The following is a 24,034-nucleotide window of genomic DNA, read 5'->3' on the forward strand; positions in this document are numbered from 1 at the left end:
TTGAACACAAAGTCATTCGTACAGCGCAGCTTGTAGTTGGATGGAGCCTGAGGCTTGGAACGTTGCTTTTTCGCTTTTATTAAAGTCATAGATTTTATCCCTCCCTTATACCTATTGCGCTTTTTTGCGAAAAGCCCCGCTATTTCTTCATTTTTCATCATTCTTTCACAGTATGAAGGTTCTTTTTCACAAGCTGTAAGGTACGGGTCCCGGATAGAAATCGAAAGACGAAATCAGCCTGTCAAAACAGCCCAAGATAAGAAAGCCTGAGGCGTAAAAAAAGAAGGTTGATCCAACCTTCTTGCTTTGATATTGAAATCTGAGCTATTCAGCCTGGGGTACAGGCATGGAAGCCGTGTCAGTTTCTGCTTTTTTCATATTTTCCCGCGCGATGGACAACATCAGCTTAATCCGATTTTCCTGATTGACCTGCGTTGCGCTTGGGTCATAATCAATCGCGACGATGTTGCAGTCCGGATCCTGTTCGCGGATTTTGCGGATCATGCCCTTGCCAACGATATGATTGGGCAGACAGCCAAACGGCTGGGTACAGATAATATTCTTAAATCCCGATTTATTCAGTTCAACCATCTCGCCGGTCAATAACCAGCCCTCGCCCATCTTCGCGCCCAAACCGATAATCTGCTCGGCGCCTGCTTTCATTTCAGGGAATGAGCCTGGCACGTCAAAATCGGAATAAGTGCGGATCGCGTCGATCGTCATTTTCTCCAGTTTCAGCACCAGTGAATAGACGAAACTCATCAGCTGTTTTTTGACGAAACCGCCGCCGTACAGCTTGACGTCTTCAACGCCGTTGTAGACGCAGTACAACATGAACCCCATCATCCCCGGCAGCTTTACCTCACATTGCTGCTCCGCCAGAAACTTCTCCAGGCTGTTGTTGCCCAGCGGCGAATATTTAATATAGATTTCACCGACGATGCCGACTTTGACTAAGTCCCGTTTTTGCCGCTCAATCGCGGCGTAAGACATGACGATATCGCGCATATTGCGCTTCATATCGCCGATGGATAAGCCCTGACGGTGATCAAACTGACGGCTGAGGTCGTCGATCCAGTGCTGGCAAAGCTGATCGGCAGTGCCGGATGCCACTTCATACGGCCGCACCTGATTGGTCAGATCCATTAACAGATCGCCATAGACCAGCGCGCACAACATCTTCTGCAGCATCGACAGGCTTAATTTAAAACCCGGCTGGGAATCCAGTCCCGATAAATTCAGAGAAATAACCGGGACAAAACCGAGATCTGCTTTTTTCAAGGCTTTGCGAAGCAGATAAATATAATTGCTCGCACGGCAGCCGCCGCCGGTCTGCGTAATGATCAGCGCCGTCTTGTGAACGTCGTATTTTCCGCTTTTCAGCGCGTCGATCATCTGGCCGATGACCAGCAGTGCCGGATAACACGTGTCGTTATGGACATATTTCAGACCCTGCTCGACAACTGAAGGACCGGTGTTTTCCAACAGCTCGACGTTGTACCGGCTGTGGACCAGCACGTTGCGCAGCAGCTGAAAGTGGATCGGCGCCATCATCGGAATCAGGATCGTGTAATCCTTCTGCATTTCTTTTGTGAATAAAACTTTATTGTCAGTCATGATGTTCTTCCTCCTGCTTCAGCGCGGCGAACAGGGAACGCAGACGGATTTTGACCGCGCCCAGGTTAGTGATTTCGTCGATTTTGATCTGCGTGTAAATCTTGCCGTGTTCCTCAAGAATCTCCCGCACTTCGTCGGTTGTGATCGCGTCGACGCCGCAGCCGAAGGAAACCAGCTGCACCAGATTCATCTTTTCCTGCGTCGCAACATAGCGGGCTGCGGCATACAGCCGGGAGTGATACGTCCATTGGTTCCAGACGCCCAGCTCCTTCTTGCCGACTTCCTCGTTGATGACATCCTCGCTGATGACCGCCGCGCCGTAGCTGGTGATCAGTTTGTCGATGTCATGGGAAACCAGAGGATCGGCATGATACGGCCGGCCCGCCAGCACGATGATCTGACGGTCGTCCAGCTGGGCCTGCGTGATGATTTCCTGACCCTTTTGCCGGATTGTTTCCAGATGCTGATCATTTGCCTCATACGCCTTCTTGCTGGCCTTGATGACCTCGCGCAGACCGACGCGGAAGTGCTGGTTCAGAATCTTATGAACCTTGATCGGGAAATTTTTCTGACGATGGATGCCGACATAATCGTAGATGAAATCGCATTGCGTCACCTGCTGCATATTGGCGGCGATGACTTCCGGATAGTAAGCGACGACCGGACAGTTATAATTGTTGTCGGCATTTTTTTCACGCATGTTGTAGGTCATGCACGGATAGAAAATCGCCGGGATCTGTTGGTCGAGCAGCGATTGGATCGCGGCGTGAACCAGTTTGGCCGGGAAGCAGATCGTGTCGGAAGGAATTGAGTTCTGCGCTTTCTGGTATTTTTCCAGCGAAGCGAAGCCGGAGGTGACGACCTCGAAGCCCAGCTCCGTGAAGAAGGTGTGCCAGAATGGAAGCAGCTCCATCATATTTAAGGCTAACGGCAGGCCGATTTTCCCCCGCGGTCCGGGAACCGGCTTGTACTGGCCTAACAGCTCGCGTTTGACGGCGTAGATATTCAAGTCCTGAGCCGTGCTTTTTTTCGTAACCGGGCGTTCGCAGCGGTTGCCGCCGATATATTTGCGGCCATCGGAAAACTGGTTGACGGTCAGCCGGCAATGGTTGTTGCACAAACCGCACTGGACATAGCGGATCTCGTTGCGGAAATGTTCCAGCTGATCGAGATTTAACAGCGACGACGCATCCGGGCAATGGCGCAGGGCGTGCAGCGCGCAGCCGTAAGCGCCCATCAGGCCGGCGATATTCGGCCGGATAACCTCGGTGTCGAGTTCCTGCTCGAAGGCCCGCAGCACTGCGTCGTTGTAGAAGGTGCCGCCCTGGGTGATGATATGTTTGCCCAAAGACTTTGCGTCAGCGGTCCGGATAACCTTATATAAAGCGTTTTTAACGACGCTGATCGACAGGCCCGCGGAGATTTCGTCAATCGTTGCGCCGTCCTTCTGCGCCTGCTTGACTGAGGAATTCATGAAGACTGTGCAGCGGCTGCCCAGATCGACCGGATGTTTGGCGAACAGGCCGAGCCGCGAGAAATCCTCAATTTCATAGCCCAGCGCGTTGGCGAAGGTCTGCAGGAAGCTGCCGCAGCCGCTGGAACAGGCTTCGTTAAGGAAGATGTTGTCGATCGTGCCGTTATGAATTTTAAAGCATTTGATATCCTGACCGCCGATGTCGATGATGAAATCGACGTCCGGCATATATTTGCGGCTGGCGGTGAAATGCGCCATCGTTTCCACGATGCCGGCATCGACGCCGAAGGCGCTGCGGATCAGATCTTCGCCATAACCGGTGACGCAGCTGGACACGATTTCCATCCGCGGGTTGGCGCGCATCAATTCGATCAGCGCTTCCCGGACCAGCTGCAGCGCGTTGCCCTGATTGGGCTGATACATCGAATACAGGATTTCTTCCTGCTCGTTGATCAGCACCATTTTGACCGTCGTGCTGCCGGCGTCAATGCCCAAAGCGCAGCGGCCGATAATTTCTTTCGGTTCATGAACCCGGACCTGATTGCGCTGATGCCGCTCGCTGAACCGGCGGTATTCGTCCTCATCCGCAAACAACGGCGGCAGGGAACGCACAAAGCTGGACGCGTCCATCGTCTGCAGCTGTTCGATCGCGTCGGCGAAATTCACCGGATCTTCCGCTAATAACGCGGTGCCGATCGCGACGTAATACAGGCTGTTTTCCGGACAGACGCCGGTGAGCTTCAATGTTTTATCAAACGCCGCGCGCAGTTCGCTGTTGAAGGTCAGCGGTCCGCCCAGATAGACGACGCGGCCTTCGATTTTACGCCCCTGCGCCAGTCCCTGGATCGTCTGATTGACGACCGCCTGATAAATACTGGCAGCCAGATCTTCTTTATCCGCGCCCTGGTTGATCAGCGGCTGGATATCCGACTTGGCGAACACGCCGCAGCGGGAGGCGATCGTGTAGAGTTTTTCCGCCTGTTTGGCGGCTTCGTTCATTTCTTCCGCGCTTAAGTTTAAAAGCGTGGCCATCTGGTCGATAAACGCTCCGGTGCCGCCAGCGCAGGTGCCATTCATCCGGACTTCCAGACCGCCGCTGAGAAACAAAATCTTCGCGTCTTCGCCGCCCAGCTCGATGATGCAGTCGACCTCCTCGAGTCTTTTCGTCGCGGCGATCCGGGTCGCGTACACTTCCTGCACAAACGGCAGGCTGCATTTTTCCTGCAGGCCCATCGCGGCGGAGCCCGATACTGCTAACGCCATGGCCGGCTGATTGTATTTGGCGGATACTTTCTGCAGCACCTCGATCAGCTTTTCCGTGATCTGGCAGCTGTGCCGCTGATAATCCTGATCAATGCAGCGTCCCGCGTCATCCAGGACGACATATTTGATCGTCGTCGAACCAATATCTATTCCTAATCGCATGCTTTGTCCCCCTGATTCTGTTTCATCATAACGGCGTTTAACAACCGCAGTCCCTCCATTATCTTATCCATATTTTCGGGATCGGTGTATTCCAGCCGGCGCCGGATCATTTCATTAACGTTTTCCTGAACCTGATGGATCAGCTCGTGACTTTTGGCGGTGTTGATCAAAATCACGCTGCGCTGATCCTGCGGATCCCGTTTTCGCTTTAAGAAGCCGCTTTTCTCCAGCCGCTGCGCAATCAGGCAGAGATTGCTGGTAGTCATGCCCAGCCGCTGCGCCAGAAGGCTGAGTGTGACCGGACCATTTCGTTCAATTTCCGAAAGAACCATCGCCTGCGGGCGTGTTAAACCGTAGGGCGAGTAGAACTGATTCAACACATGATTCATGTGATTGTTCACGCTTCGTACAAGATTCATAAGCTCATTTTCATCAGCTTCATAGTGCATACCATCATCTCCAATTCAATTCTTAATTCTTGAATAATTAATGCATTAAATATTAACCGTTTAAATAAAAAAGTCAATTCGATTGACTGAAATTCTTTTTCTTTTCATCTTATTTTCACTTTCAAAATTCTATTTGCCGGGGAATTTGATATAATAAAAACAGTTAGGAAGGATAAGTATGAAAAAACGGCTGGATACTTCGCTGCTGGTCTGGATGAACCGTCCGTCCCTTTGGACGATCGGGCGCAGCCGGATCATCTTCAGCACAGAACCGGCGACGGATTTCTGGATCAACCAGGCCCGTCAGCTGAATAAATTCAACGGGCACGCGCTCTTGCTTCCAATCCGTCAGGATTTTACGCTGACGGTGACGATTCGCGCGCAGCTGCATGAAGTTTATGATCAGCTGGGGATTTTTGTCATGAGCGATCCTTCCTGCTGGTGCAAGGCGGGAATTGAATATCGCGACGAACAAGCGTCGTCGGTCTGCTCGACGGTGACTTATGGCGGTTTCTCTGACTGGGCCGGCATGCCGATCTCCAGCGGCATTCATACGCTGACGCTGCGGCTGCACCGGTGGCAGAATGAATTCCGCGTCGAATTTTCGTTTAACGGCCAGAAATTCAAATGGCTGCGGGAGTTTGCGCTGCCGTTGACCGAGGGTGTCGCGCAGGTTGGGTTTTATGCCTGCAGTCCCAAGAATTCGACGTTTGACGCTGAGTTTTTTGATATGATGATTGAAAGCCTGCAATGGGAAGAAAAGAGGAATAAATTATGACCCCAGAAGAGCGTTTAATTCGCTATGCGAAAATCAACACGGTTTCGGATCCGGAAAGTCCGACCGTCCCCAGCTCAGCCTGTCAGCTGGATCTGTTAAAGGTATTGAAAGAAGAAATGGAACAGCTGGGTATCCAGGAGGTTCGGGAGGATCAGGGCTATCTGTACGGCAGGATCCCGTCAAATCTAGACTATGAGGTTCCAACCGTCGGCTTTATCGCGCACATGGATACCGCGCCGGATTTCTGCGGCGAAGGCGTCAATCCGCGGATCATTCCTCAGTACGACGGCAAGGATATCGCGCTGAACGACAAAATTACGCTGAAGGTCAGCGATTTTCCGAATATGGCACGTTACACAGGCCAGGATCTGATCGTTACCGACGGCAATACGCTGCTGGGGGCGGACGATAAAGCGGGCATCGCAGATATTCTGACGATGGCGGAAACGCTGCTGACGCACCCGGAGATCAAGCATGGCGAGATCCGGATCGGCTTTACGCCGGATGAGGAAATCGGCCGCGGCGCAGATTTGTTCGACGTTGCGAATTTCCACGCGGATTTCGCGTATACGGTCGACGGCGGCGAGATGGAAGCGATCAGTGATGAAACGTTTAACGCGGCCAGCGCGAAGGTCACGGTTCAAGGCTTCTCGATCCATCCGGGCAGCGCGAAGCACAAGATGATCAATTCTCTGAACGTCGCGATGGAATTCCACGCGATGCTGCCGGTGTTCAATCGCCCGGAATATACCGAAGGCATTGAAGGTTTTAATCATCTGAACAATATGGAGGGCAATGTTGAACAGACGGTGATGGAATATATCATCCGCAATCATGACAGCGAGCAGTTCCAGGCGCAGATGGCCACGATGAAGGCAGCGGAGACGTATATGAATCAGAAGTACGGACAGCCGCTGGTGCAGGTGGAAATTAAGGAATCGTATCGGAATATGAAGGAAATCCTGAAGGATCAGGAATGGATTGTAGATCTGGCAAAGCAGGCGATCACGGAAGCAGGGTTGCAGCCATGGGTGGAAAAAGTCCGCGGCGGCACCGATGGAGCGCGGCTGACGTTCATGGGGCTGCCATGTCCGAATTTGGGCACGGGCGGGGCGAACTGCCATGGCCGTTACGAGGTATGCAGCGTGCAGGAGATGCACAAGGTGGTTGAGATTCTGCTGAACATCGTAAAAGCGACGACGAATTTGAAGAAATAGAAAATGAAAAGGCTGAACTGGAATAGTTCAGCTTTTTGCACGATCAGCTAAAGAGGGGGAGTGTCAATGGAACCGGATCGTTTGAAAAGGGTTCTCCGGCAGTGGCTGCCGGGAGAAGAACCAATGATAATAGAAGAAATTCATAGTGGTATTTCCAGTCATGCCCGCAAGATCATGTGTGGTGAAACTCAGGGAATTTTCAGGGAAATCGCGTCGGAAGCTCATGCCAAGACGGAAGCGGAATTCGCCGCTGTTTTGGCGCCGCAGGGAATTGCACCTGCTTTGAGGCTCACAAAAACACACGCTGCTTATGTGCAGGATCAGGGACGGTTCTTTAATTTTCAGGAATATTTGCAGCCTTCGCCGGACAGACCACGGGGCGTGGAGCTGGCCGCGCATATGGGAAAGACCGTTGCGCTGATGCAGAAAGTTTTGTTTCAGGAGCGGATGACTCTGCCAGTTGTTCCTGATCGGTTTGCTTTAGGACAACTGAAGCAGAAAGCACAATGCCGGTTCGCATGGTTTCCGACTGCGGTCACAGCTGAGCATCAGGCTGCAATTCATAGTTTGCTTCAGGACAGCTTGATAATCAATCTGCGTGAAGATCAGCCGATACACGGAGATTTGGGATTGTGGAATATGCTTTGGACAACCTCGGGTCTGCGAATTATTGATTTTGGCGAAGCCCGGCTGGGCGACGGTTATTTTGATTTGGCCGCCAGTCTTTCCTCGTGTATTCAAAGCGAACCCGATCACGCGCTGTATCCTTTAATGATCGAAGCCTTTTTGCACAGTTATAGCGAAACATATCAGGCGATTGACAGAACCAAACTGTCAGCCGTAATTCGCTGCTGGTTATTACGAGGAATTTTAGCCGTCATCAGCTTTCAAGCTCCGGAAAGTTGGAATGCACTGATCACAAAGTATCTGGATTTAATCAGTGAATTGAACACGATTCTCATTCCGTGAGTTTGTTTTCTTTTCTTAATCTGACTCGTCGTGGATAGACCTATCTTCTGGTTGACGAGAAGTTGGATTTCAGGTCTGCCTATTCTGATAAGATCAAGAAATAAAACAGGAAGTCAATCTGACCGCTGAGGCAGACGTGGACTTCCTGTTTTTTTGAGCATTATCTTCTTTTACAATTTCTTTTCAAACAGGATGAAGTCAGTATCGTACATCCGGCAGCTGCCTTTCTCTTGAAAATCAGCGCCGCGATACAAGGCCAGGGCGGGTGCGTTTTCTTTGGCCGCCAACAGCTGAATTCCATCAGCGCCCCGTTTACGTACTTCTTCTATTAAAACTTGCAGCAGGAGCTTGCCATATCCCTGCCCCTGAAACTGCGGATCTACGGCTAAACGGCTTAATTCCAGAGGGTGAAGCAAAGCCGTGCGGTATTCTAAATCTTTCAGTTCATCCGCCGGCGTGATCGCACCCGCCGCGACGATCTCGCCCTGTTCGTTTTTCAAAGTCATTAATCCCTGGCGAAGATAATCTTGTTCCACAAAATCACGGGTCGGGTATTCGTCATCCCAACTGCCGCGGCTTGTTTCAACACAACGTCGGTACAGCTGGTAAATAAGATCAATTTCTTCTTCGAAAGCGGCTTGAAAAGTAAGCATCAGGCGTTCTCCTTCTTTCAATAATGAATGGAATGGGGATTTTTTACAAAATAGGGGATTCTTACAATGTGTCTTGTTTATCAACTAATGAATAGGAAGCAAATAGCCGATAAAGAGAATCGGGTATCTGAATTGCTACGGTTCTAAAACGCCGCAGATCGTTTTTCTTTGTCCGCCCGCAGTGTCAATCCAACAGAGTTTTCCGCTTTGAACGTCCGGTTTGGCATAAACGAAAGCGTACAGTTGACTCAACTGCCAGGCTCGCTGCCAGTCCTGTTCATTTGCCGCAGTTTCGATCGCGTCGGTTAGCACATCGCCGAAGCCGCCGCCACTGGCGAAGTCATTCTCCCATTCCTCAATGACGGACTGACTGAAGTGGAGTACGGGAACTTCAAATTGAAAGTGAACAAAGGCGATTCCAATTAAAATCAAGCTTAAAAAAATATTCAGAATCCGTATTTTCTTATTCATGATCAACGTCCTCCTGCAGCTGGCCATGATTGAAAACCAAGGCTTGATCTGCAATCACACGCGATTTAAGCTGTGATTTTAATTGAGGATCGACCAGCCAGAGAAGGCGGATTTGATCATTTTCATGGAGTTTTACGGATTGCCCGGGAAATATCACCTGTAACGGATGATCGTTAATTGACGCAAGCAGACAGCTCCGTTCGCCTAATGTCTGAAAAAACGTTTGTTCCTCATAGGAATAGGGCTGAAAGATGATTTCCGCTTGTTCGTTGTCAGCGTTTTGTATTTGAATATTCCAGAAATCCTGCGGCTGGATGTCGGCAGGGGCAAACATCAGCTGACGGATGCTGCGCATCTCCGGCAGAAAAAATAAGCAGCCTGAAATCGCCGCGATCAGAATTACCGAACATTTCCAGCTGTCCACAACCCGTTTCCACTTTGTCATGATGACGCCTTCTTTCTTTTTCTAAGGGCATTGATAGTCCCTTAGCTTAAGGCTATTATAAAGGAAATCCCGGTCGACAACAATCGTCCCGGAACAATCGTCATGAATTTGTCAGTTTCAAAGTGACGAACTCGTCATGTGCTTGGCAGAGAGATCGGTTATAATAAAATCAGGTGATAAACATGAATAAAATTTGCTGCGTAGAGGATGACAGCGCGATCTTAACGGCGCTGCAATATACGCTAAGTCAGGAAGGCTACCAGGTCATGACTGCGATGACCAAGACGCAGGGGCTGGAGTTAATCCAACAGGAGAGCTTTGATCTGGTGCTGCTGGACGTGACGCTGCCGGATGGCAGCGGCTATGAGATCTGCAAGCGGATGCGCGAGGACTCCCGGCTGAAAGAAATCCCGGTGATTTTTCTGACGGCCTGTGACGATGAGGTCAATATTGTCATGGGGCTGGACCTGGGGGCGGACGATTACATCACGAAGCCGTTTCGCGTGCGTGAGCTGATTTCCCGGATGAATTCCGTACTGCGCAGGGCCGGAAAAAAACAGGCCGAAACGACGATCAATTATCAGGATTTAAGCATCAATACGATCGCTGCGCGGGTGTTTAAGAATAATCAGGAAGTCTTTCTGACAGGCATGGAATACCGGCTTTTATTAATTTTGGCGACGCACCGCAATCAGGTCATGACGCGCGACCAGCTGTTTGAAGCGATCTGGGATCTGGGTGGGGAATACGTCAATGACAATACGCTGACGGTTTATATTAAGCGGCTGCGGGAAAAGCTGGAGGATGATCCGGCGCATCCGCAGCTGATCCGGACGATCCGGGGGTTAGGCTACAAACTGGGGGAATGACAGATGCGAAATCGTGAGATCAAAATTTTTATCCTGGGCTGCATCGGATTATGCCTGCCCTTTTTTCTGATCGCCGCGGCGGCGTCCCGGGAGATGCTGATTGTCTGCGTCAGTCTGGCCGCTGTTTTGATCAGCGCGTTCTGTCTGTTTACGGCGTGGCGCTACCGCCGGCTGCGGCAGCTGAACGATCAGATGCGCAGAGTCCGGGAAGGTCTTTATCAAATGAATCCGCAGGATTATGAGGAAGGCGAACTGAGTATTCTGCACAGCGAGATCTATAAGGTGACGGTTCAGCTGCGGGAAAGTGCGGAACAGCTGCAGGCGCAGCAGCAGTTTCTTTCCGATTCGCTCAGCGATATTTCTCATCAGCTGAAAACGCCGCTGACCTCGATGATGATGATGGTCGATCTGATGCAGCAGCCGGACATGGATCCGGTTCGGCAACAGGAATTTCTGCGCTTGATCGCCGCCCAGCTGACGCGGATGCGCTGGCTGATTCAGTCGCTGCTTAAAATGGCGAAGCTGCAGGCCGGGGCGGTGCAGTTTTTACCCAATTCCATAACGATCCGTGCCCTGATTAACAAGGCGTTGTCCCAAGCGGAAGCGGAGATGCTGCGGAATAATGTGGAATGGGTGCTGGAATGTCCGGAATCGTTTGTTTTGACGGTCGATGAAAACTGGACGGCGGAAGCGCTGGGGAATATTCTGCGCAACTGCGCCGAACACGCGCCCAACGGACAGATCCGGATTCTCTGTACGCGCACAGCCCTGGTCGATCAAATTGTGATCGAGGATAATGGGGAAGGGATCGATCCGCAGGATCTGCCGCATTTATTTGAACGATTCTATCGTGGCAAAAATGCGAAGCCGGACAGCGTCGGTATCGGCTTGGCGATGTCTCAGCAGATTCTGGCCGCGCAGGATGGGACGCTCAGCGTGGAAAGTACGCCAGGCCGGGGATCGCGGTTTTTAATCCGGTTTGTCCGCCAGGTGATTTAACATGACGAATTTGTCATCCACGGTTTCATCGGCGTGTCATCCGTTTCGTTTATATTGATTGTGTCAGGAGGAATACTCATGGAAATATTAAGCGTGCAAAACTGCAGCCGGTTTTATGGCCGCGGGGCGCTGCAGATCACGGCGTTGGATCATGTCAGTTTTACGGTGAATAAAGGCGAGTTTGTTGCGATTGTCGGACCTTCCGGATCAGGAAAATCAACGCTGATGCATATTCTGGGCGGCGTCGATCAGCCCAGCGAAGGTCAGGTCGTCGTTGACAAAACGGTGATCACGGACTTAAAGGAAGATAAGCTGGCGGTGTTCCGCCGCCGTCAAGTTGGTCTGATCTACCAGTTTTACAATCTGATTCCTGTGCTGACGGTCGAGGAAAACATTACGCTGCCGCTGCGTCTGGACGGACGCAAAGTCGACCGGGACACGGTCGATCAGCTGTTAGAGCAGCTGGGATTAACCAAGCAGCGGAATTTTCTGCCCAGCCAGCTTTCCGGCGGGCAGCAGCAGCGGGTGTCGATCGGAAGAGCACTGATTCATCATCCGGCGATCCTGTTAGCGGATGAGCCGACCGGCAATCTGGACAGCCGCAACACTCAGGAGATCATGACGCTGCTGAGAATGTCGAACAAGCAGCGCAATCAGACCTGCATCGTCATCACTCATGATGAAAATATCGCGCTGCAGGCCGACCGCATCATCGCGATTGAAGACGGACGGATCAGTTCCGATCAGGTGATCCGGCAATGAATATCCTGCATCAATATACCTTTCAATCGCTGAAGGTTAACCGCCGGCGCACGTTGTTCACGGGGATGGGGATCGTCATCTCCGTCGCGATGATCACTGCCGTCAGTGTGTTCGCTTCCTCGTTTCTTGATTATATGGAACGCAAGGCGGTCTATGAAACGGGCGACTGGGAGCTGGCTTACAGCGATCTCAATGAAACTGAAATTCAGTATTTAAATACGGATAAACAGGTGGATCACACCTTTATGGTTGATGATCTGGGCTACGCCGTCTTACCGGAAAGCCAGAACGAATACAAGCCGTATTGGTTTATCCGGGCCTGCGACGAGGAAGGTTTCCAGCGGCTTGGCCTGCATTTAGTCTCCGGTCGGCTGCCGGAAAATGAAAACGAGCTGTTGGTTTCCGAGCATGTTGCCTACAATGGCGGTGTTGAAATTGAATTGGGTCAGACGATTACGCTGCAGACAGGCCAACGGGTACTGCAGGAAAGTCCGGATCAGCCGTTAAATCAAAACAATCCTTACGATCCGGAACAGCCGGAAACGATCGTTGATCTGCAGCCGCGAAATTACACTGTCGTTGGAATCATGGAACGTTCGGATCTGGAACCGCGCTGGTCGCCGGGCTATACCGCGATCACGGCCCGTTCCGAAACCGATCCCGGTGTGGATCCGGTTGTGTATGTTAAATTAAAACATTCCGGTCAGCGGCCGCAGGAAGATTTTCCACAGCTTCAGATCAAGCTGTATCCGGCCACAGGGGTGAATAACAACGTCCTGCGGTTTCGCGGTCCATTCTGGGAAAACAGTTATTTCGCCATGGTTGCCTCAGCGGCGACGCTGACATTGTTGATTATCATCACCGGATCGGTATTTCTGATTTATAACGCATTCGCGATTTCACAGACTGAACGCAGCCGGCAGTTCGGGATTCTGGCCAGCGTCGGCACGACTTCCCGTCAGAAATTCTGGTGTGTGGTTCAGGAAGGGCTGATGATCGCGCTGGCGGCCATACCGATAGGCGTGCTGGCGGGGATCTGCGGAATGGCGGTAACGCTGCGCGTGATTAATCCGATGCTTCAATCGTTGGAATTCCTTTCCGCCGATGTTCCGTTTCATACGGTGGTTTCCTTTCCTGCGGTTGCTTTGACGGTAATTTGTTCCGTAGTGATGATCGTTCTTGCCTGTTGGCTGCCGGCCTTAAAAGCCGCGCGGATGACGCCGATCCAGGCGATTCGTCAGCCGCAGAAAGTGAAGCTGAAACGCCGCCATCGCTTTTTATCCTTCGCTGCGGGAAAATTGTGGGGCATCGAGGGCGAACTGGCTGTCAAAAATATCCAGCGCAGCGGCCGCAAAGCCGGACTGACCATTTTATCGCTGGCGGTCAGCTTAATTCTGTTTACGACGGTGACCTCGGTGATGACAATGATGATTCAGGCCGTCGGCATGACCAGTCAGGATGAACTCGCTGACGCCTGGGTTACGGATTATTCTTCGCATTCCTTCCTCGAAGAAAAGCCCAGCTTCACCCAGCTTCGCCAGCTGACTTCAGTCGCCGGCACCCAGCGGATTACCCAGGTGTATGCCGCCGTGCATACGCAGAATCTTGACTTCGACGACTACTGGTCAGGGATTGGGGAAGAATATCCGGCGCTGTTGTTTGCGGTGGATGACGAAACATACGCACGAATTCTGACTGAAAATTCGATTTCGGAAGCGGCAATGGCGAATCCTGCTGACGGCGCGATCCCGGGGATCCTCTTTAACCGTTATCGAGCGCAGATCGCAGAGAACGGGAAAAAACGGTATGCGGACGTTCCGTTCTTGAAAAGTATACCGGACACCCTGAAGATCTCGATCGGCGACGCGGGAGAAATGCTGACGATAAAACCAATGGCGCTCGCCGCGGATATGGATCTGTATTCCAGTGAAATCGTTTACGGCGGCAATCTCGCGGTGCTGATTCCGGTTTCGGATTTGAATACGCTTTTAACAGAAGCGAAAGGTTCGCGGTCTTACAGTGATAAGCTGTATCTGCGGGCAGTCCCAGGGCAGCAGGAGACAATGCTCCAGCAGATTGATGAAATTGGCAAGCAGAATCTGACGCACAGCTTCAGCTGGTACAGTCCGGTTCAGAATCAGCGGGAAGATAAAACGCTGCTGACGATTGTTTCCATCTTTATCTACGGATTTATCACCTTGATCTGCATGATCTGCCTGGTCAACGTTATCAATACGATCTCGACCAACATCGCGCTGCGGCGCAAGGAGTTTGCGATGCTGCGGTCAGTAGGCATGGATGAAAAGAAGTTCAACCGCATGATCCGGCTTGAAAGTCTGTTTTACGGACTGGGCGCGGCAGCCATCGGCATTCCTGTCAGCTTGTATCTGATCACCTTGCTTCACTACAATTTGATGCAGGGAAGTTTCTGGTTTTCATTCGCAATGCCCTGGCCGATGATTCTGGGCGGGGTCGCCGTGCTGATGCTGATGGTCATGACGATGATGAGCTATGCGACGCGGAAAGTAAGAAAAGAAAATATCATTGAAACGCTGAAGGAAGAAGAATAGCGAGAATAAAAAACGGAGTCCGCATGGATTCCGTTTTTTTCAGGTTAAAACTGGAATTCAAGAATCAGGAATTCCGAACAGGATAACCCGGCTGATCTTCCAGCGACTTCAGATCGCGGAAATTCTGAATCTGGGCGGAGTGCTGCGAAGGAAAGGGAAAGGCAGATCTTTCTGTTTTTGAACCTGCCGAAGGAGTTGAAGCATCTGCGGATTCTCCTGGGCTTCGATCAAGGCTTCAAGATCGTCGTTCAGCTGATCCTCTGGAAGCCGTTCAGGCGTGACGATCAGATCAGATTTCAGACACACAAGCTTGTCGGGCATAAAATCGTCATAAACATACCCATACTGATGGGTGCGGGTCGCGCAGAGGAACACATATTGCTGGCCGCCCCATTCCTCTAAAATCTGACCGCAGGCATATGGCGCAGGTTTGCGGACATAGGCGTTCTGTTTGTGTTTGGGCGGCGAAGTCCGCGACCGTGCTTTTCTGTTTTCCAAACGGATCCGGGAAAGAAGCTCCCAATCCGCCAGTCCGGCTATATCGTTGGCAGCGAGCTCGGATAACGGGAGCGTCTGCGTCTGGAGGGCATTGAAATAGAAGACTCTGTTGTTAATCCTGCCGCCGACAGCGCCCTCTGCGTTGGGGTTGCAGCGGGGAACAATCGTGCAGCTCTGTTCGCTGCAGTCCAGGATCAATCCGTGCGAATGCAGAAGATCCCCGGGCGCCGGAACGAGCGGAACAGGAAACCGGAAGGCCGGCCGGTTTTGATTTTGACGATGCTGCAGAATCAACCGTTTATTCGCCTGAGTTTGCACGACGGCGGGAACTGAACAGATCGGCTCGATCAGATTCGCAGCCGGAATGCGGAAGATCCGCCGCAGATCGACATGGGTATCACGGATTTGCGTCACGGCATTGGAAATAACGAACTGAGAAGCGGCGGGACACTTTTTAATCGGCTTGGATGAACAGTAAAACCCTGTTACATGATCTGTTTTCACCGCTGCGATCCAATAAGGCCGAATCTGGTGACCTTCCGGAATCTGATCCAGCTCTTTTTGAGGCAGCGGCATTAAGCACCAAACCAGATCTCCGCTATGAACCGGAAACGGAAAGACCGGCGGAGGCGGCAACGGGGCGGCCGCAGGTGAAACAACAGGCGCAGCCGGTTTTTTCCAGTGCGTCCGAAGCCTGCGGAACAGCGCCTGGAAAATGATCTTTAACTTTTTCATATTAAAGAATTTCTGCGATGACGACGTTTTTAACGATAAACAACACTTTCATTTTGACCCGGTTCTCGAAGGAATCATAAATCCGTCCGGCGGAATGGCAGCCTTTTGCGACCGTATGCACGCTGTTGGCAATGTAACCGCAGGGCACGTCGCTTTCTGTAACGACTTTGATCGCTTCACTGTCAAAACTGTTTTCTGGTTCCTTGACGCCGGTCAGGATTTGACCAACCTTGAAGATATCAGTTCCGAAGAATTGGTGTGTTGCGACGATCGTGATGTAATTCATGAATTTCACTCCTTTTTGTATTTACAGCGTCATTATAGTGCTTTAACTGTACAAAAAACCTGCCAGCTTTATAATAAAGACAGAGGTGAGTAGAGCGATGGAAAAGAAAACGAGCGTGCTGGCGGTTCTGGAGATTCTGCAGCGGGAAAGCGACCGCGATCATCCGCTGACAGCGGCGCAGATCCAACAGAAAATGGAGCAGCTGTATCAGTGCCCGATCGAACGGCGGACTCTGTACGCCAACATTCAGATGTTGAAGGAATTTGGTTATGAAATCAGCACCTATCAGGAAAATGGACACGGGTATTATCTGGATAACCGGGATTTTGAAGAATCGGAAATCATGCTTCTGTGCAACGCCGTGCATGCGTCCAATTTTATTCCCCGCAAGCATTCCAACGATCTGATCAAGAAACTCCTGGCGACCCAGAGCCACTACACCGCTCAAAAATATCGCAATATGGTTTATATTGATAATCTGCGCAAGAAAGACAATCAGGATTTCTTCTTCAGTCTTCAAATTTTGTTGGAAGCAGTGGAAGAAAAATGCGCGGTGGAATTCGATTATGTTCAATATAATGAAAAACTGCAGCTGGTTCCCCGCCGCACCGCACCCTATGTCGTTCAGCCAGTTTATCTGGTCTATGAGAATGAAAAAACATATCTGATCGCCCGCCATGAAAAGTACCGGGATTTCAGTCATTACCGTGTGGATAAGATCCGCAATATCCAAAAACGCGAGGCGCTGAAGGAACCGCTGGGGCCGCTGTGCGATCCTTACGAATACGCCAAGACAAAAGTTTACATGTACGGTGGGGAAGTGCTTGATTTTATTCTGTTATGCCACCGGCGGATTCTGGATGACATCGTCGATCATTTCGGCAGGGAAATTCAAATTGTCGTGCAGGATCCGGAGCATTTTATCACGCGGGTGAAGGGCAGCCGCGAGGGCGTGATTTACCTGGCGATGCAGTATGCGAAGTGGATGGAAATCCTGGAACCGGCCTCCGTCAGGGAAGAAATGAAGACAATTTTCAGCGCCGCGCTGAGCCGTTATGAGAAAAAATAAAAAAGTTTCTAAAACTTGTATACAAGTTAAGAAAAATGCGGTATGATAGGGACAGAAAGAAAAAGGAGGACGCGATTATGGATATTCGTTATTCTGTTAACCAGCGGGATTTCAAGCGCTACACCACAGATGAGATTCGGGATGAATTCCTGATTACTGATCTGTTCAAGGCGGATGAAGTTACCGCGGTTTATTCGCACGTCGACCGCATGGTCACTTTAGGCTGCATGCCGGTCAACGAAACGGTTTCAATTGACAAGGGCATCGACTGCTGGAAAAATTTCGGCACGCATTTTTTCCTGGAGCGCCGGGAAATCGGGATCTTCAACATTGGCGAACCGGGCGTGATCACTGCAGACGGCGTCGAATACAAAATGGGGCATGAAGATTGCCTGTATATCACGATGGGGACAAAGGAAGTCACCTTTGCGAGCGATGATGCCGCCCATCCGGCAAAATTCTATATGGTCAGCGCGCCGGCGCATAAGCCGTGCAAAACGACCTTTATCTCAATTCAGGATGCGAACAAGCGTCCGATGGGCGATTTAAAAACATCCAACGCAAGAACGATCAATCAGTTCATTCATCCGGACGTGCTGGAAACCTGCCAGCTGTCAATGGGCTTAACGCGGTTGGAAGAAGGCAGCGTCTGGAACACAATGCCGGCGCATACGCACGAGCGCCGCATGGAAGTTTATTTCTACTTTGACATCCCGGAAGACAACGTCGTTTTCCATATGATGGGCGAAGGTAAAGAAACACGCCATATCGTCATGCAGAATGAAGAGGCCGTGATCTCTCCGTCCTGGAGCATTCACAGCGGCTGCGGCACAAGCAACTATACGTTCATCTGGGCGATGGGCGGCGAAAACAAAGCGTTTGACGATATGGACAATATCCCGACGACAGAATTGCGTTAAACGCGTTCAACTCATACGAAAATGAATAAAAAAGGAGAAATAAAAATGGAAAATTTCATGAACAGCTTCTCTCTGCAGGGCAAAGTCGCCCTGATCACCGGCGCTTCCTACGGCATCGGCTTCAATGTTGCCCGCGGCTTCGCAGCGGCAGGCGCAACGATCGTCTTCAACGATATCAACCAGGAACTGGTCGATAAGGGGCTGGCGGCTTATAAAGAAGAAGGCATTCCGGCACACGGATATGTCTGCGACGTTACCGATGAAGCGGCCGTCAACGAGCTGGTAAAGAAAATTGAAGCCGAAGTCGGCGTGATTGATATCCTGGTCAACAACGCGGGAATCATCAAGCGGATCCCGATGCTGGAAATGGCGGCTGCGGATTTCCGCAAAGTCATCGACATTGACCTGAACGGTCCGTTCATCGTTTCCAAGGCTGTCATTCCGGGCATGATCAAGAAGGGTCATGGCAAGATCATCAACATCTGTTCGATGATGAGCGAACTGGGACGCGAAACAGTTTCCGCTTATGCGGCAGCTAAGGGCGGCTTAAAAATGCTGACGAAGAACATCGCTTCCGAATACGGCGAATACAATATCCAGTGCAACGGTATCGGCCCGGGTTATATCGAGACGCCGCAGACCGCTCCGCTGCGTGTTGAAGGTCATCCGTTCAACAGCTTCATCATTTCCAAAACACCGGCTGCTCGCTGGGGCAAACCAGAAGATCTGATGGGACCGGCGGTATTCCTGGCTTCCGATGCTTCCGACTTCGTCAACGGTCACATTTTGTACGTTGACGGCGGTATTCTGGCTTACATTGGCAAACAGCCGCAGTAAGGTTTCTCGATCGATCATCAGAACGCTTTCCTGAAAAGGGGAGCGTTTTTTGTCGTGTGCCGGGCATGGCATACATCTAGTTGGTGAAAATCCAACCACGGGTATTTACCGCCAAGTGTAGTGAACCACAAGTCGTTAGCAGTGATGTTAAGGGTGAAGGAAGTGGTGTAGCAAAATCTTCGAGGTTACGAACAGAAACCTGATGAGGCTAAATGGTGGATAAGGATGCGAAACAAACCAAAGTCCAAAAGGTAAACGTAAAACCAAGACAGTAAATCAGGAACTTGTGAAGATAGGAAAGAGATGTATGTCTTACCCCGGGAGGTCTTGTGAACGATGAAGTCCAATAAACTTTAAAATCAGGGATGGTAGCATCGGTCGAAAAAGGTTTATCACAAGAAGTCAGCTGAGGTCATATTAGTTATCCAGCCTAGATAACGAAGGACTTAATGTATGTATAGTGTGAATCACTATGAGAAAATGTTCAAGCAATCCGAAAATGAGGATACTCTGAAACAATGAATCGTAATCATTGATGAGGAAAGTAGTGGGGATGGTCTTGGATAAATCTACAAGTAGAGGAGGAACAGCGAATGAGATTGGTAGAAAAGATGCTAAGTAAAAGAAATATGGAACTGGCGATAAAGAAAGTCAAGAGTAACAAAGGCGCACCGGGTGTTGATAACATGATGGTGGAAGAAATTGACAAATATTTTGAAATACATGGAGAGGAAATTATAACCGCAATCATGAATATGAAATATAAACCAAAGCCAGTAAGGAGAGTCTATATACCAAAAGCAGATGGAAAGCAAAGACCGCTAGGTATACCGACAGTAACAGATAGAGTAATACAACAAGCATTAGCGCAGATACTGAGCGAAATATATGAACCACATTTCAGTGAAAACAGTTATGGATTTCGCTCCAATAGAAGTGCACATAATGCGATGGAACAAGTATTAGAATATCTAAACGAAGGATACGAATGGGTTATTGACATGGATATAGAAAAATATTTCGATACAGTACATCATGACAAGTTAATCTCAATACTTAGAGAACATGTGAATGAAAGAGAAATACTGCATCTGATACGTTCGTTCTTAAAAGCAGGAGTTATGGAAGATGGACTAGTAAGTCCAAATGAAGCAGGAGTACCACAAGGAGGACCACTCAGTCCAGTACTATCAAATATATATTTAGATAAGCTTGATAAAGAACTTGAAGAGAGAGGGCTGCGCTTTGTGAGGTACGCTGATGATGGTAACATCTTCGTAAAGAGCGAAATGGCAGCAGAAAGAGTAATGAAATCAATCACATGGTGGCTAGAAAGAAAACTATTCTTAAAAGTGAGTGCGACAAAGACCAAAATCGTAAGACCGACGAAAAGTAATTTTCTAGGTTTTACGTTCTGGAAAGGAAGTATGGGATGGAAGTGTAGGCCAAGCGATAACAGGAAAGCGAAGTTATGCATGAAAATCAAAGAAATACTAAAACGGAAACATGCAGTAGCAAGACCATTAGCAGAAACATTTAAAAGAATAAACCAAATTATACGAGGATGGATAAACTATTTCCGTATCGGAAGTATGAAACAATTCTTGGATAAATTCGGACAATGGTTAAGACACAAAATAAGAGTGGTTATTATTAAGCAATGGAAGATACCGAAACGGATTTATATAAATCTGCAAAGACTGAATAAACTGCAAAATTTTTTCTTCACAGAGGAAGACATATTTAAAGTAGCAAATTCAAGACTAGGATGGTATCGAAGATGTGGAATGAATGTGGTAAACTACATCTTAAATCCCAGAATACTAGCCATAAAGAAAAAGGAAAGACAAGGCTTAGTCAATCCTTTAGAGTACTATCTAAGTTATTCGTGACAGCAATACATATGTAGCGCCGTATACGAGATCCGTACGTACGGTGCAATGGGAGGGGCGAAATTTATTTTCCCTCTACCCTATTTTACATTACTTCATACAATATCGGAAGAAAATCATCTGCCCCGGCATCTTTAGAATTTCCATCGGAATTCGTTAAAAATTTGTAATGATTCATCACGGAACGATCACGGAAAAACCATCGTTATCCCATAATTTTTTCCTATAATACAGTCATCAGGAAAGGAGGCATCCAAGAAGATCAGTTTAGAATTTCAAATATTTTCCTCTTCTCAAAATATAGAAATAAAATAGTTTTCCCTCTTCTCTTATAAATAATAATCATGATCCCGATGAAAACCCTCCCCTGTTTTCACGGGAGAAAAGGCTGCGCTTTCCCCGGCGCAGCTTTTTTCTGCATGAGAAACAGAAGGATCTTTGTTGGCAAGGGGGATGAAAGAAAAAAATATTAGACAAACGTCTAAAATTAAATTGACAAGTATTTTAGACAAATGTAGAATATGGATAGAAGGAAGGGATGAAAACATGAAGCTTTCAAGAAAACTCCCGGAAGCCGAATTCGAGATCATGAAGGTTGTCTGGGGGAAAGAACCGCCGCTGACCAGTACGCTGTTAATGGAAGAACTCAAACAAACCAAGGATTGGAAAGTTCCTACTTTATCGTCGCTGTTGTCCCGCCTGGTTGACCGCGGTTATCTGCGGACGGAGAAAAATGGGAAGGAAAGAACATATTATCCTCTGATTACAGAAGATGAATATCTTCAATTTGAAAGTCAGGATTTCCGTCAGCGCTACGCTCAGCGCAGCTGGATCAGTCTGATGAACGCGTTTTATGATGGCGAAGCGGTAAGCGATGAAGAACTGGATCAACTGCAGGCCTGGCTGGATATGAAACGGAAGACAGACGGATGAATGGGGCGGAGCTGTTATTCCGGCATTGTCTGCCGCATTCGCTGTTAACGCTGATCGTACTCTTTATCCTTCGCCGCATGCATCGTCAATCCTCCCGAACTGCTTATGGAATCTGTATCATCCTGCTGCTGGGGTTATTGATTCCTGTTAAGATTCCGCTGCCTGTTTCTTCGGAAATCATCGAACCGGTCAGGTCGCTGCCGCTGAGTGAAGTCTGGATTGAATCCCAGACGCCGGTTTCTTCTATTATGCCGACATTGGCAGCGTCAAATCCGTCGGAGCCGAGAATGAACGGAACTCAGATCGTCACCCTTTTATGGCTGGGCGGCTGCGCGGTAGCTTTGGGAATAAATCTGATCCGCAACCGGGAAAGTCTGAAATGGATCCGTCGCTGGTCAAGGCCGGCAGGATCTGCTGAATTGGAATTATTACGCCGGCTTCAGTCGCAGATGAAGCTGAAACGGCACATCCAGCTGATGACATGCGGCGGGATCGCAACGCCATGCGCGCTGGGGTTGATTCATCCAAAGTTGATTTTACCGGAACAGGATTGGGAAAAGGAAGAGCTGACGCTGGTCCTTACCCATGAGTTGGTTCATATCCGGCGCTATGACAGCTGGATAAGATTGTTAAGCGTGATCGCCCGGGTTGTATACTGGTTTAATCCGATTGTCTACCTGTTGGAAATTCAGCTGAATCAATATTGTGAACAAGCCTGCGACGAAGCCGTGATCCGAAACTGTACGATGGAACAGCGGCATCGCTATGGCAGTCTGCTGCTGAGGCAGGCACGTTCCACACACTCGCTGCCGATCCTGTCCACAGGCTTTATGTTAAAGCCGAAACAGCTTCAGGAGCGGATAATGCGGGTCATGAATCAAAAACAATTTAAAATGAATTGGGAAAAGGTGCTGATTGTGGCCGCTTTGGTCATGATGGCAGGATGCGTGATGAAGGAAAAGGAGATTCGGAATTTCCTGGCAACGCCGCTGGCTAATGCAAAGCCTGAGAATAATGTGATTTATTTGAATTCAGATAAACTACAAGGATATAGAAAACAAGCTGAATTTGAAGAAACATTCATTTTAGAGAATAAAGACTTGTCGCTGAATCAATTTCGGGAAAAGATGGAGACTGAAGTTGAAAATCTCCGTGCAGAAGGCTTTGCGTTGGACAGTTTAGTCGTTTATCCCAACAGAATCCAGCAGATTGTTTTACCTCAGTCTGTAACGATATCTTCCATAATCTATGATTCTAAGATCAATAAAAACCGCAGGATTAATTTAAGCTTCATATTTGACGGGGATAATGACAAGATTACCTATGAACAAAGCAATCAGATGTATGCTGCACTGATGGATGTGATGAACGATTATTTTGATAACCTCACCGAATCCCAAAGGCAAGCCTTTCTTTATGAGGATGAACGGGAATCCGTATTGAATTTTATCGAGCAAAAATTTGAGGAGCAAACAAAAAATACAATGTTCAGCATTCGGCAGCTTTCCTTTACTTCGATTGAAATTGATGAGAATTTACCAACTGTAAATGTCCAGCTGAGCCAGACCCTGGAAGAATTGCGGAACTTGAGTTATGATGAACTTATGTCGCTTGCACAAATTGAAGAAGGGCCAAGTTATACGTTGATTACTGCCGATGGAATCAAAATCTATGGCATCGGTATCGGTTTCTATCAACCGATCAGTTCGATTTGTAAAAATGCAGAAGCCCGGATTTCCGCGCAGGCTTATGTTAAGTTTTATGAGAATGAAAACGGGATCCAGCATCTTCAGGAAATTCCTGATTTAATAAGTAGGGTTGATCAGATTCTCAATGATCGTCTGCAGAACTTGCAGGGGGAGGATCATTCGATGTTATGTGAAAACTTAAGAAAGCGAATTGTAGAAGAATTGAATGTGGAAAACAGTCTTATTTGGGTTGATGTCATTAAAGATTAAGTAGCTCTGTTACAGTGGGGCGCTGGAAATTAAAACGATAAGCAGAACGATTTTCGCTGGAAGCGGCACCTTTAGAATTTTCATCGGAATTCGTTAAAAATTTGTAATGATTCATCACGGAACGATCACGGAAAAACCATCGTTATCCCATAATTTTTTCCTATAATACAGTCATCAGGAAAGGAGGCATCCAAGAAGATCAGTATAG

General features: G+C 49.1%; 21 protein-coding genes. 13 read left to right on the forward strand and 8 right to left on the reverse strand.

All coding sequences use genetic code 11. The features are described from left to right. Positions 1-324 precede the first annotated feature (324 nt). Genes I2D94_RS16170 through I2D94_RS16180 form a run of 3 tightly spaced genes read right to left on the reverse strand, consistent with a single transcriptional unit; the run spans position 325 to position 4,965 of the window. Entirely contained in the window at positions 325-1,617 is a 1,293-nt protein-coding gene (locus tag I2D94_RS16170) for a 2-hydroxyacyl-CoA dehydratase (RefSeq protein ID WP_072684822.1), read from the reverse strand. After that, positions 1,610-4,516 (reverse strand): acyl-CoA dehydratase activase, encoded by a 2,907-nt coding sequence (locus tag I2D94_RS16175; protein WP_195397665.1) that lies wholly within the window; start codon positions 4,514-4,516, stop codon positions 1,610-1,612. The genes I2D94_RS16170 and I2D94_RS16175 overlap by 8 nt, the downstream gene beginning before the upstream one ends. Beyond that, entirely contained in the window at positions 4,507-4,965 is a 459-nt protein-coding gene (locus I2D94_RS16180) for a MarR family winged helix-turn-helix transcriptional regulator (protein ID WP_072684824.1), read from the reverse strand. Before I2D94_RS16180 ends, I2D94_RS16175 begins: the two co-directional genes overlap by 10 nt. Positions 4,966-5,143: 178 nt before the next feature. Between I2D94_RS16180 and I2D94_RS16185 the strand changes: the two genes are divergently transcribed. From I2D94_RS16185 to I2D94_RS16195, 3 genes are all read left to right on the forward strand, one after another. Then, the gene (locus I2D94_RS16185; protein ID WP_072684825.1) at positions 5,144-5,743 is read left to right on the forward strand and encodes a DUF1349 domain-containing protein; all 600 of its coding nucleotides are present in this window, start codon (positions 5,144-5,146) and stop codon (positions 5,741-5,743) included. Continuing rightward, complete coding sequence (pepT, locus tag I2D94_RS16190; RefSeq protein ID WP_195397666.1) at positions 5,740-6,960, forward strand: peptidase T; 1,221 nt, start codon at positions 5,740-5,742, stop codon at positions 6,958-6,960. The genes I2D94_RS16185 and pepT overlap by 4 nt, the downstream gene beginning before the upstream one ends. 123 nt (positions 6,961-7,083) lie before the next feature. Then, on the forward strand, positions 7,084-7,929 hold the full coding sequence (locus tag I2D94_RS16195; RefSeq protein ID WP_195397667.1) for an aminoglycoside phosphotransferase family protein: 846 nt from the start codon (positions 7,084-7,086) through the stop codon (positions 7,927-7,929). Positions 7,930-8,099: 170 nt separating this feature from the next. Here I2D94_RS16195 and I2D94_RS16200 read toward each other — a convergent pair whose 3' ends face one another. From I2D94_RS16200 to I2D94_RS16210, 3 genes are all read right to left on the reverse strand, one after another. Beyond that, positions 8,100-8,582: a GNAT family N-acetyltransferase gene (locus I2D94_RS16200; RefSeq protein WP_195397668.1), complete on the reverse strand. Its 483-nt coding sequence runs from the start codon at positions 8,580-8,582 to the stop codon at positions 8,100-8,102. Between the two features lie 135 nt (positions 8,583-8,717). After that, complete coding sequence (locus tag I2D94_RS16205; RefSeq protein WP_195397669.1) at positions 8,718-9,053, reverse strand: hypothetical protein; 336 nt, start codon at positions 9,051-9,053, stop codon at positions 8,718-8,720. Next, a complete protein-coding gene (locus tag I2D94_RS16210) occupies positions 9,046-9,498 on the reverse strand; it encodes a hypothetical protein (protein WP_195397670.1) in 453 nt (150 codons plus the stop codon). The genes I2D94_RS16205 and I2D94_RS16210 overlap by 8 nt, the downstream gene beginning before the upstream one ends. A gap of 182 nt (positions 9,499-9,680) precedes the next feature. Between I2D94_RS16210 and I2D94_RS16215 the strand changes: the two genes are divergently transcribed. From I2D94_RS16215 to I2D94_RS16230, 4 genes are all read left to right on the forward strand, one after another. Then, entirely contained in the window at positions 9,681-10,367 is a 687-nt protein-coding gene (locus I2D94_RS16215; protein WP_072684830.1) for a response regulator transcription factor, read from the forward strand. 3 nt (positions 10,368-10,370) lie between these two features. Further along, positions 10,371-11,366 (forward strand): sensor histidine kinase KdpD, encoded by a 996-nt coding sequence (locus I2D94_RS16220; RefSeq protein ID WP_072684831.1) that lies wholly within the window; start codon positions 10,371-10,373, stop codon positions 11,364-11,366. 78 nt (positions 11,367-11,444) lie between these two features. After that, positions 11,445-12,128 carry an ABC transporter ATP-binding protein gene (locus I2D94_RS16225; protein ID WP_072684832.1) on the forward strand — a complete coding sequence of 228 codons (684 nt, stop codon included), beginning with the start codon at positions 11,445-11,447 and terminating at the stop codon, positions 12,126-12,128. Further along, complete coding sequence (locus tag I2D94_RS16230; RefSeq protein WP_072684833.1) at positions 12,125-14,698, forward strand: FtsX-like permease family protein; 2,574 nt, start codon at positions 12,125-12,127, stop codon at positions 14,696-14,698. Before I2D94_RS16225 ends, I2D94_RS16230 begins: the two co-directional genes overlap by 4 nt. Positions 14,699-14,806: 108 nt before the next feature. Here I2D94_RS16230 and I2D94_RS16235 read toward each other — a convergent pair whose 3' ends face one another. Together I2D94_RS16235 and I2D94_RS16240 are read right to left on the reverse strand one after the other, a co-directional pair. Then, positions 14,807-15,931: a hypothetical protein gene (locus I2D94_RS16235; protein WP_072684834.1), complete on the reverse strand. Its 1,125-nt coding sequence runs from the start codon at positions 15,929-15,931 to the stop codon at positions 14,807-14,809. Position 15,932: 1 nt separating this feature from the next. After that, positions 15,933-16,217 (reverse strand): hypothetical protein, encoded by a 285-nt coding sequence (locus I2D94_RS16240; protein ID WP_072684835.1) that lies wholly within the window; start codon positions 16,215-16,217, stop codon positions 15,933-15,935. A gap of 97 nt (positions 16,218-16,314) precedes the next feature. Between I2D94_RS16240 and I2D94_RS16245 the strand changes: the two genes are divergently transcribed. The 6 genes from I2D94_RS16245 to I2D94_RS16270 all read left to right on the forward strand — a co-directional run bounded on the left by I2D94_RS16245 (position 16,315) and on the right by I2D94_RS16270 (position 23,826). Further along, entirely contained in the window at positions 16,315-17,286 is a 972-nt protein-coding gene (locus I2D94_RS16245; RefSeq protein ID WP_072684836.1) for a YafY family protein, read from the forward strand. A gap of 77 nt (positions 17,287-17,363) precedes the next feature. After that, the gene (gene kduI, locus I2D94_RS16250) at positions 17,364-18,206 is read left to right on the forward strand and encodes a 5-dehydro-4-deoxy-D-glucuronate isomerase (RefSeq protein WP_195397671.1); all 843 of its coding nucleotides are present in this window, start codon (positions 17,364-17,366) and stop codon (positions 18,204-18,206) included. 45 nt (positions 18,207-18,251) lie between these two features. Next, positions 18,252-19,043: a gluconate 5-dehydrogenase gene (locus I2D94_RS16255; RefSeq protein ID WP_195397672.1), complete on the forward strand. Its 792-nt coding sequence runs from the start codon at positions 18,252-18,254 to the stop codon at positions 19,041-19,043. 593 nt (positions 19,044-19,636) lie between these two features. Continuing rightward, a complete protein-coding gene (ltrA, locus tag I2D94_RS16260) occupies positions 19,637-20,935 on the forward strand; it encodes a group II intron reverse transcriptase/maturase (protein ID WP_072684838.1) in 1,299 nt (432 codons plus the stop codon). Positions 20,936-21,481: 546 nt separating this feature from the next. Beyond that, entirely contained in the window at positions 21,482-21,868 is a 387-nt protein-coding gene (locus tag I2D94_RS16265; RefSeq protein WP_072684839.1) for a BlaI/MecI/CopY family transcriptional regulator, read from the forward strand. Beyond that, positions 21,865-23,826, forward strand: a complete 1,962-nt coding sequence (locus tag I2D94_RS16270) for a M56 family metallopeptidase (protein ID WP_072684840.1) — start codon at positions 21,865-21,867, stop codon at positions 23,824-23,826. The genes I2D94_RS16265 and I2D94_RS16270 overlap by 4 nt, the downstream gene beginning before the upstream one ends. The last annotated feature ends 208 nt before the right edge of the window (positions 23,827-24,034 follow it).

Source organism: Holdemania sp. 1001302B_160321_E10, from assembly GCF_015552275.1.
Classification (GTDB): domain Bacteria; phylum Bacillota_I; class Bacilli_A; order Erysipelotrichales; family Erysipelotrichaceae; genus Holdemania.

Coding starts and splice junctions, on each gene's coding strand:
- I2D94_RS16245 (WP_072684836.1), top strand. CDS start 16,315: ATGGAAAAGAAAACGAGCGTGCTGGCGGTTCTGGAGATTCTGCAGCGG.
- I2D94_RS16175 (WP_195397665.1), bottom strand. CDS start 4,516: ATGCGATTAGGAATAGATATTGGTTCGACGACGATCAAATATGTCGTC.
- I2D94_RS16180 (WP_072684824.1), bottom strand. CDS start 4,965: ATGCACTATGAAGCTGATGAAAATGAGCTTATGAATCTTGTACGAAGC.
- I2D94_RS16270 (WP_072684840.1), top strand. CDS start 21,865: ATGAATGGGGCGGAGCTGTTATTCCGGCATTGTCTGCCGCATTCGCTG.
- I2D94_RS16185 (WP_072684825.1), top strand. CDS start 5,144: ATGAAAAAACGGCTGGATACTTCGCTGCTGGTCTGGATGAACCGTCCG.
- pepT (WP_195397666.1), top strand. CDS start 5,740: ATGACCCCAGAAGAGCGTTTAATTCGCTATGCGAAAATCAACACGGTT.
- I2D94_RS16255 (WP_195397672.1), top strand. CDS start 18,252: ATGGAAAATTTCATGAACAGCTTCTCTCTGCAGGGCAAAGTCGCCCTG.
- I2D94_RS16265 (WP_072684839.1), top strand. CDS start 21,482: ATGAAGCTTTCAAGAAAACTCCCGGAAGCCGAATTCGAGATCATGAAG.
- ltrA (WP_072684838.1), top strand. CDS start 19,637: ATGAGATTGGTAGAAAAGATGCTAAGTAAAAGAAATATGGAACTGGCG.
- I2D94_RS16230 (WP_072684833.1), top strand. CDS start 12,125: ATGAATATCCTGCATCAATATACCTTTCAATCGCTGAAGGTTAACCGC.
- kduI (WP_195397671.1), top strand. CDS start 17,364: ATGGATATTCGTTATTCTGTTAACCAGCGGGATTTCAAGCGCTACACC.
- I2D94_RS16225 (WP_072684832.1), top strand. CDS start 11,445: ATGGAAATATTAAGCGTGCAAAACTGCAGCCGGTTTTATGGCCGCGGG.
- I2D94_RS16210 (WP_195397670.1), bottom strand. CDS start 9,498: ATGACAAAGTGGAAACGGGTTGTGGACAGCTGGAAATGTTCGGTAATT.
- I2D94_RS16220 (WP_072684831.1), top strand. CDS start 10,371: ATGCGAAATCGTGAGATCAAAATTTTTATCCTGGGCTGCATCGGATTA.
- I2D94_RS16200 (WP_195397668.1), bottom strand. CDS start 8,582: ATGCTTACTTTTCAAGCCGCTTTCGAAGAAGAAATTGATCTTATTTAC.
- I2D94_RS16240 (WP_072684835.1), bottom strand. CDS start 16,217: ATGAATTACATCACGATCGTCGCAACACACCAATTCTTCGGAACTGAT.
- I2D94_RS16215 (WP_072684830.1), top strand. CDS start 9,681: ATGAATAAAATTTGCTGCGTAGAGGATGACAGCGCGATCTTAACGGCG.
- I2D94_RS16195 (WP_195397667.1), top strand. CDS start 7,084: ATGATAATAGAAGAAATTCATAGTGGTATTTCCAGTCATGCCCGCAAG.
- I2D94_RS16170 (WP_072684822.1), bottom strand. CDS start 1,617: ATGACTGACAATAAAGTTTTATTCACAAAAGAAATGCAGAAGGATTAC.
- I2D94_RS16205 (WP_195397669.1), bottom strand. CDS start 9,053: ATGAATAAGAAAATACGGATTCTGAATATTTTTTTAAGCTTGATTTTA.
- I2D94_RS16235 (WP_072684834.1), bottom strand. CDS start 15,931: ATGAAAAAGTTAAAGATCATTTTCCAGGCGCTGTTCCGCAGGCTTCGG.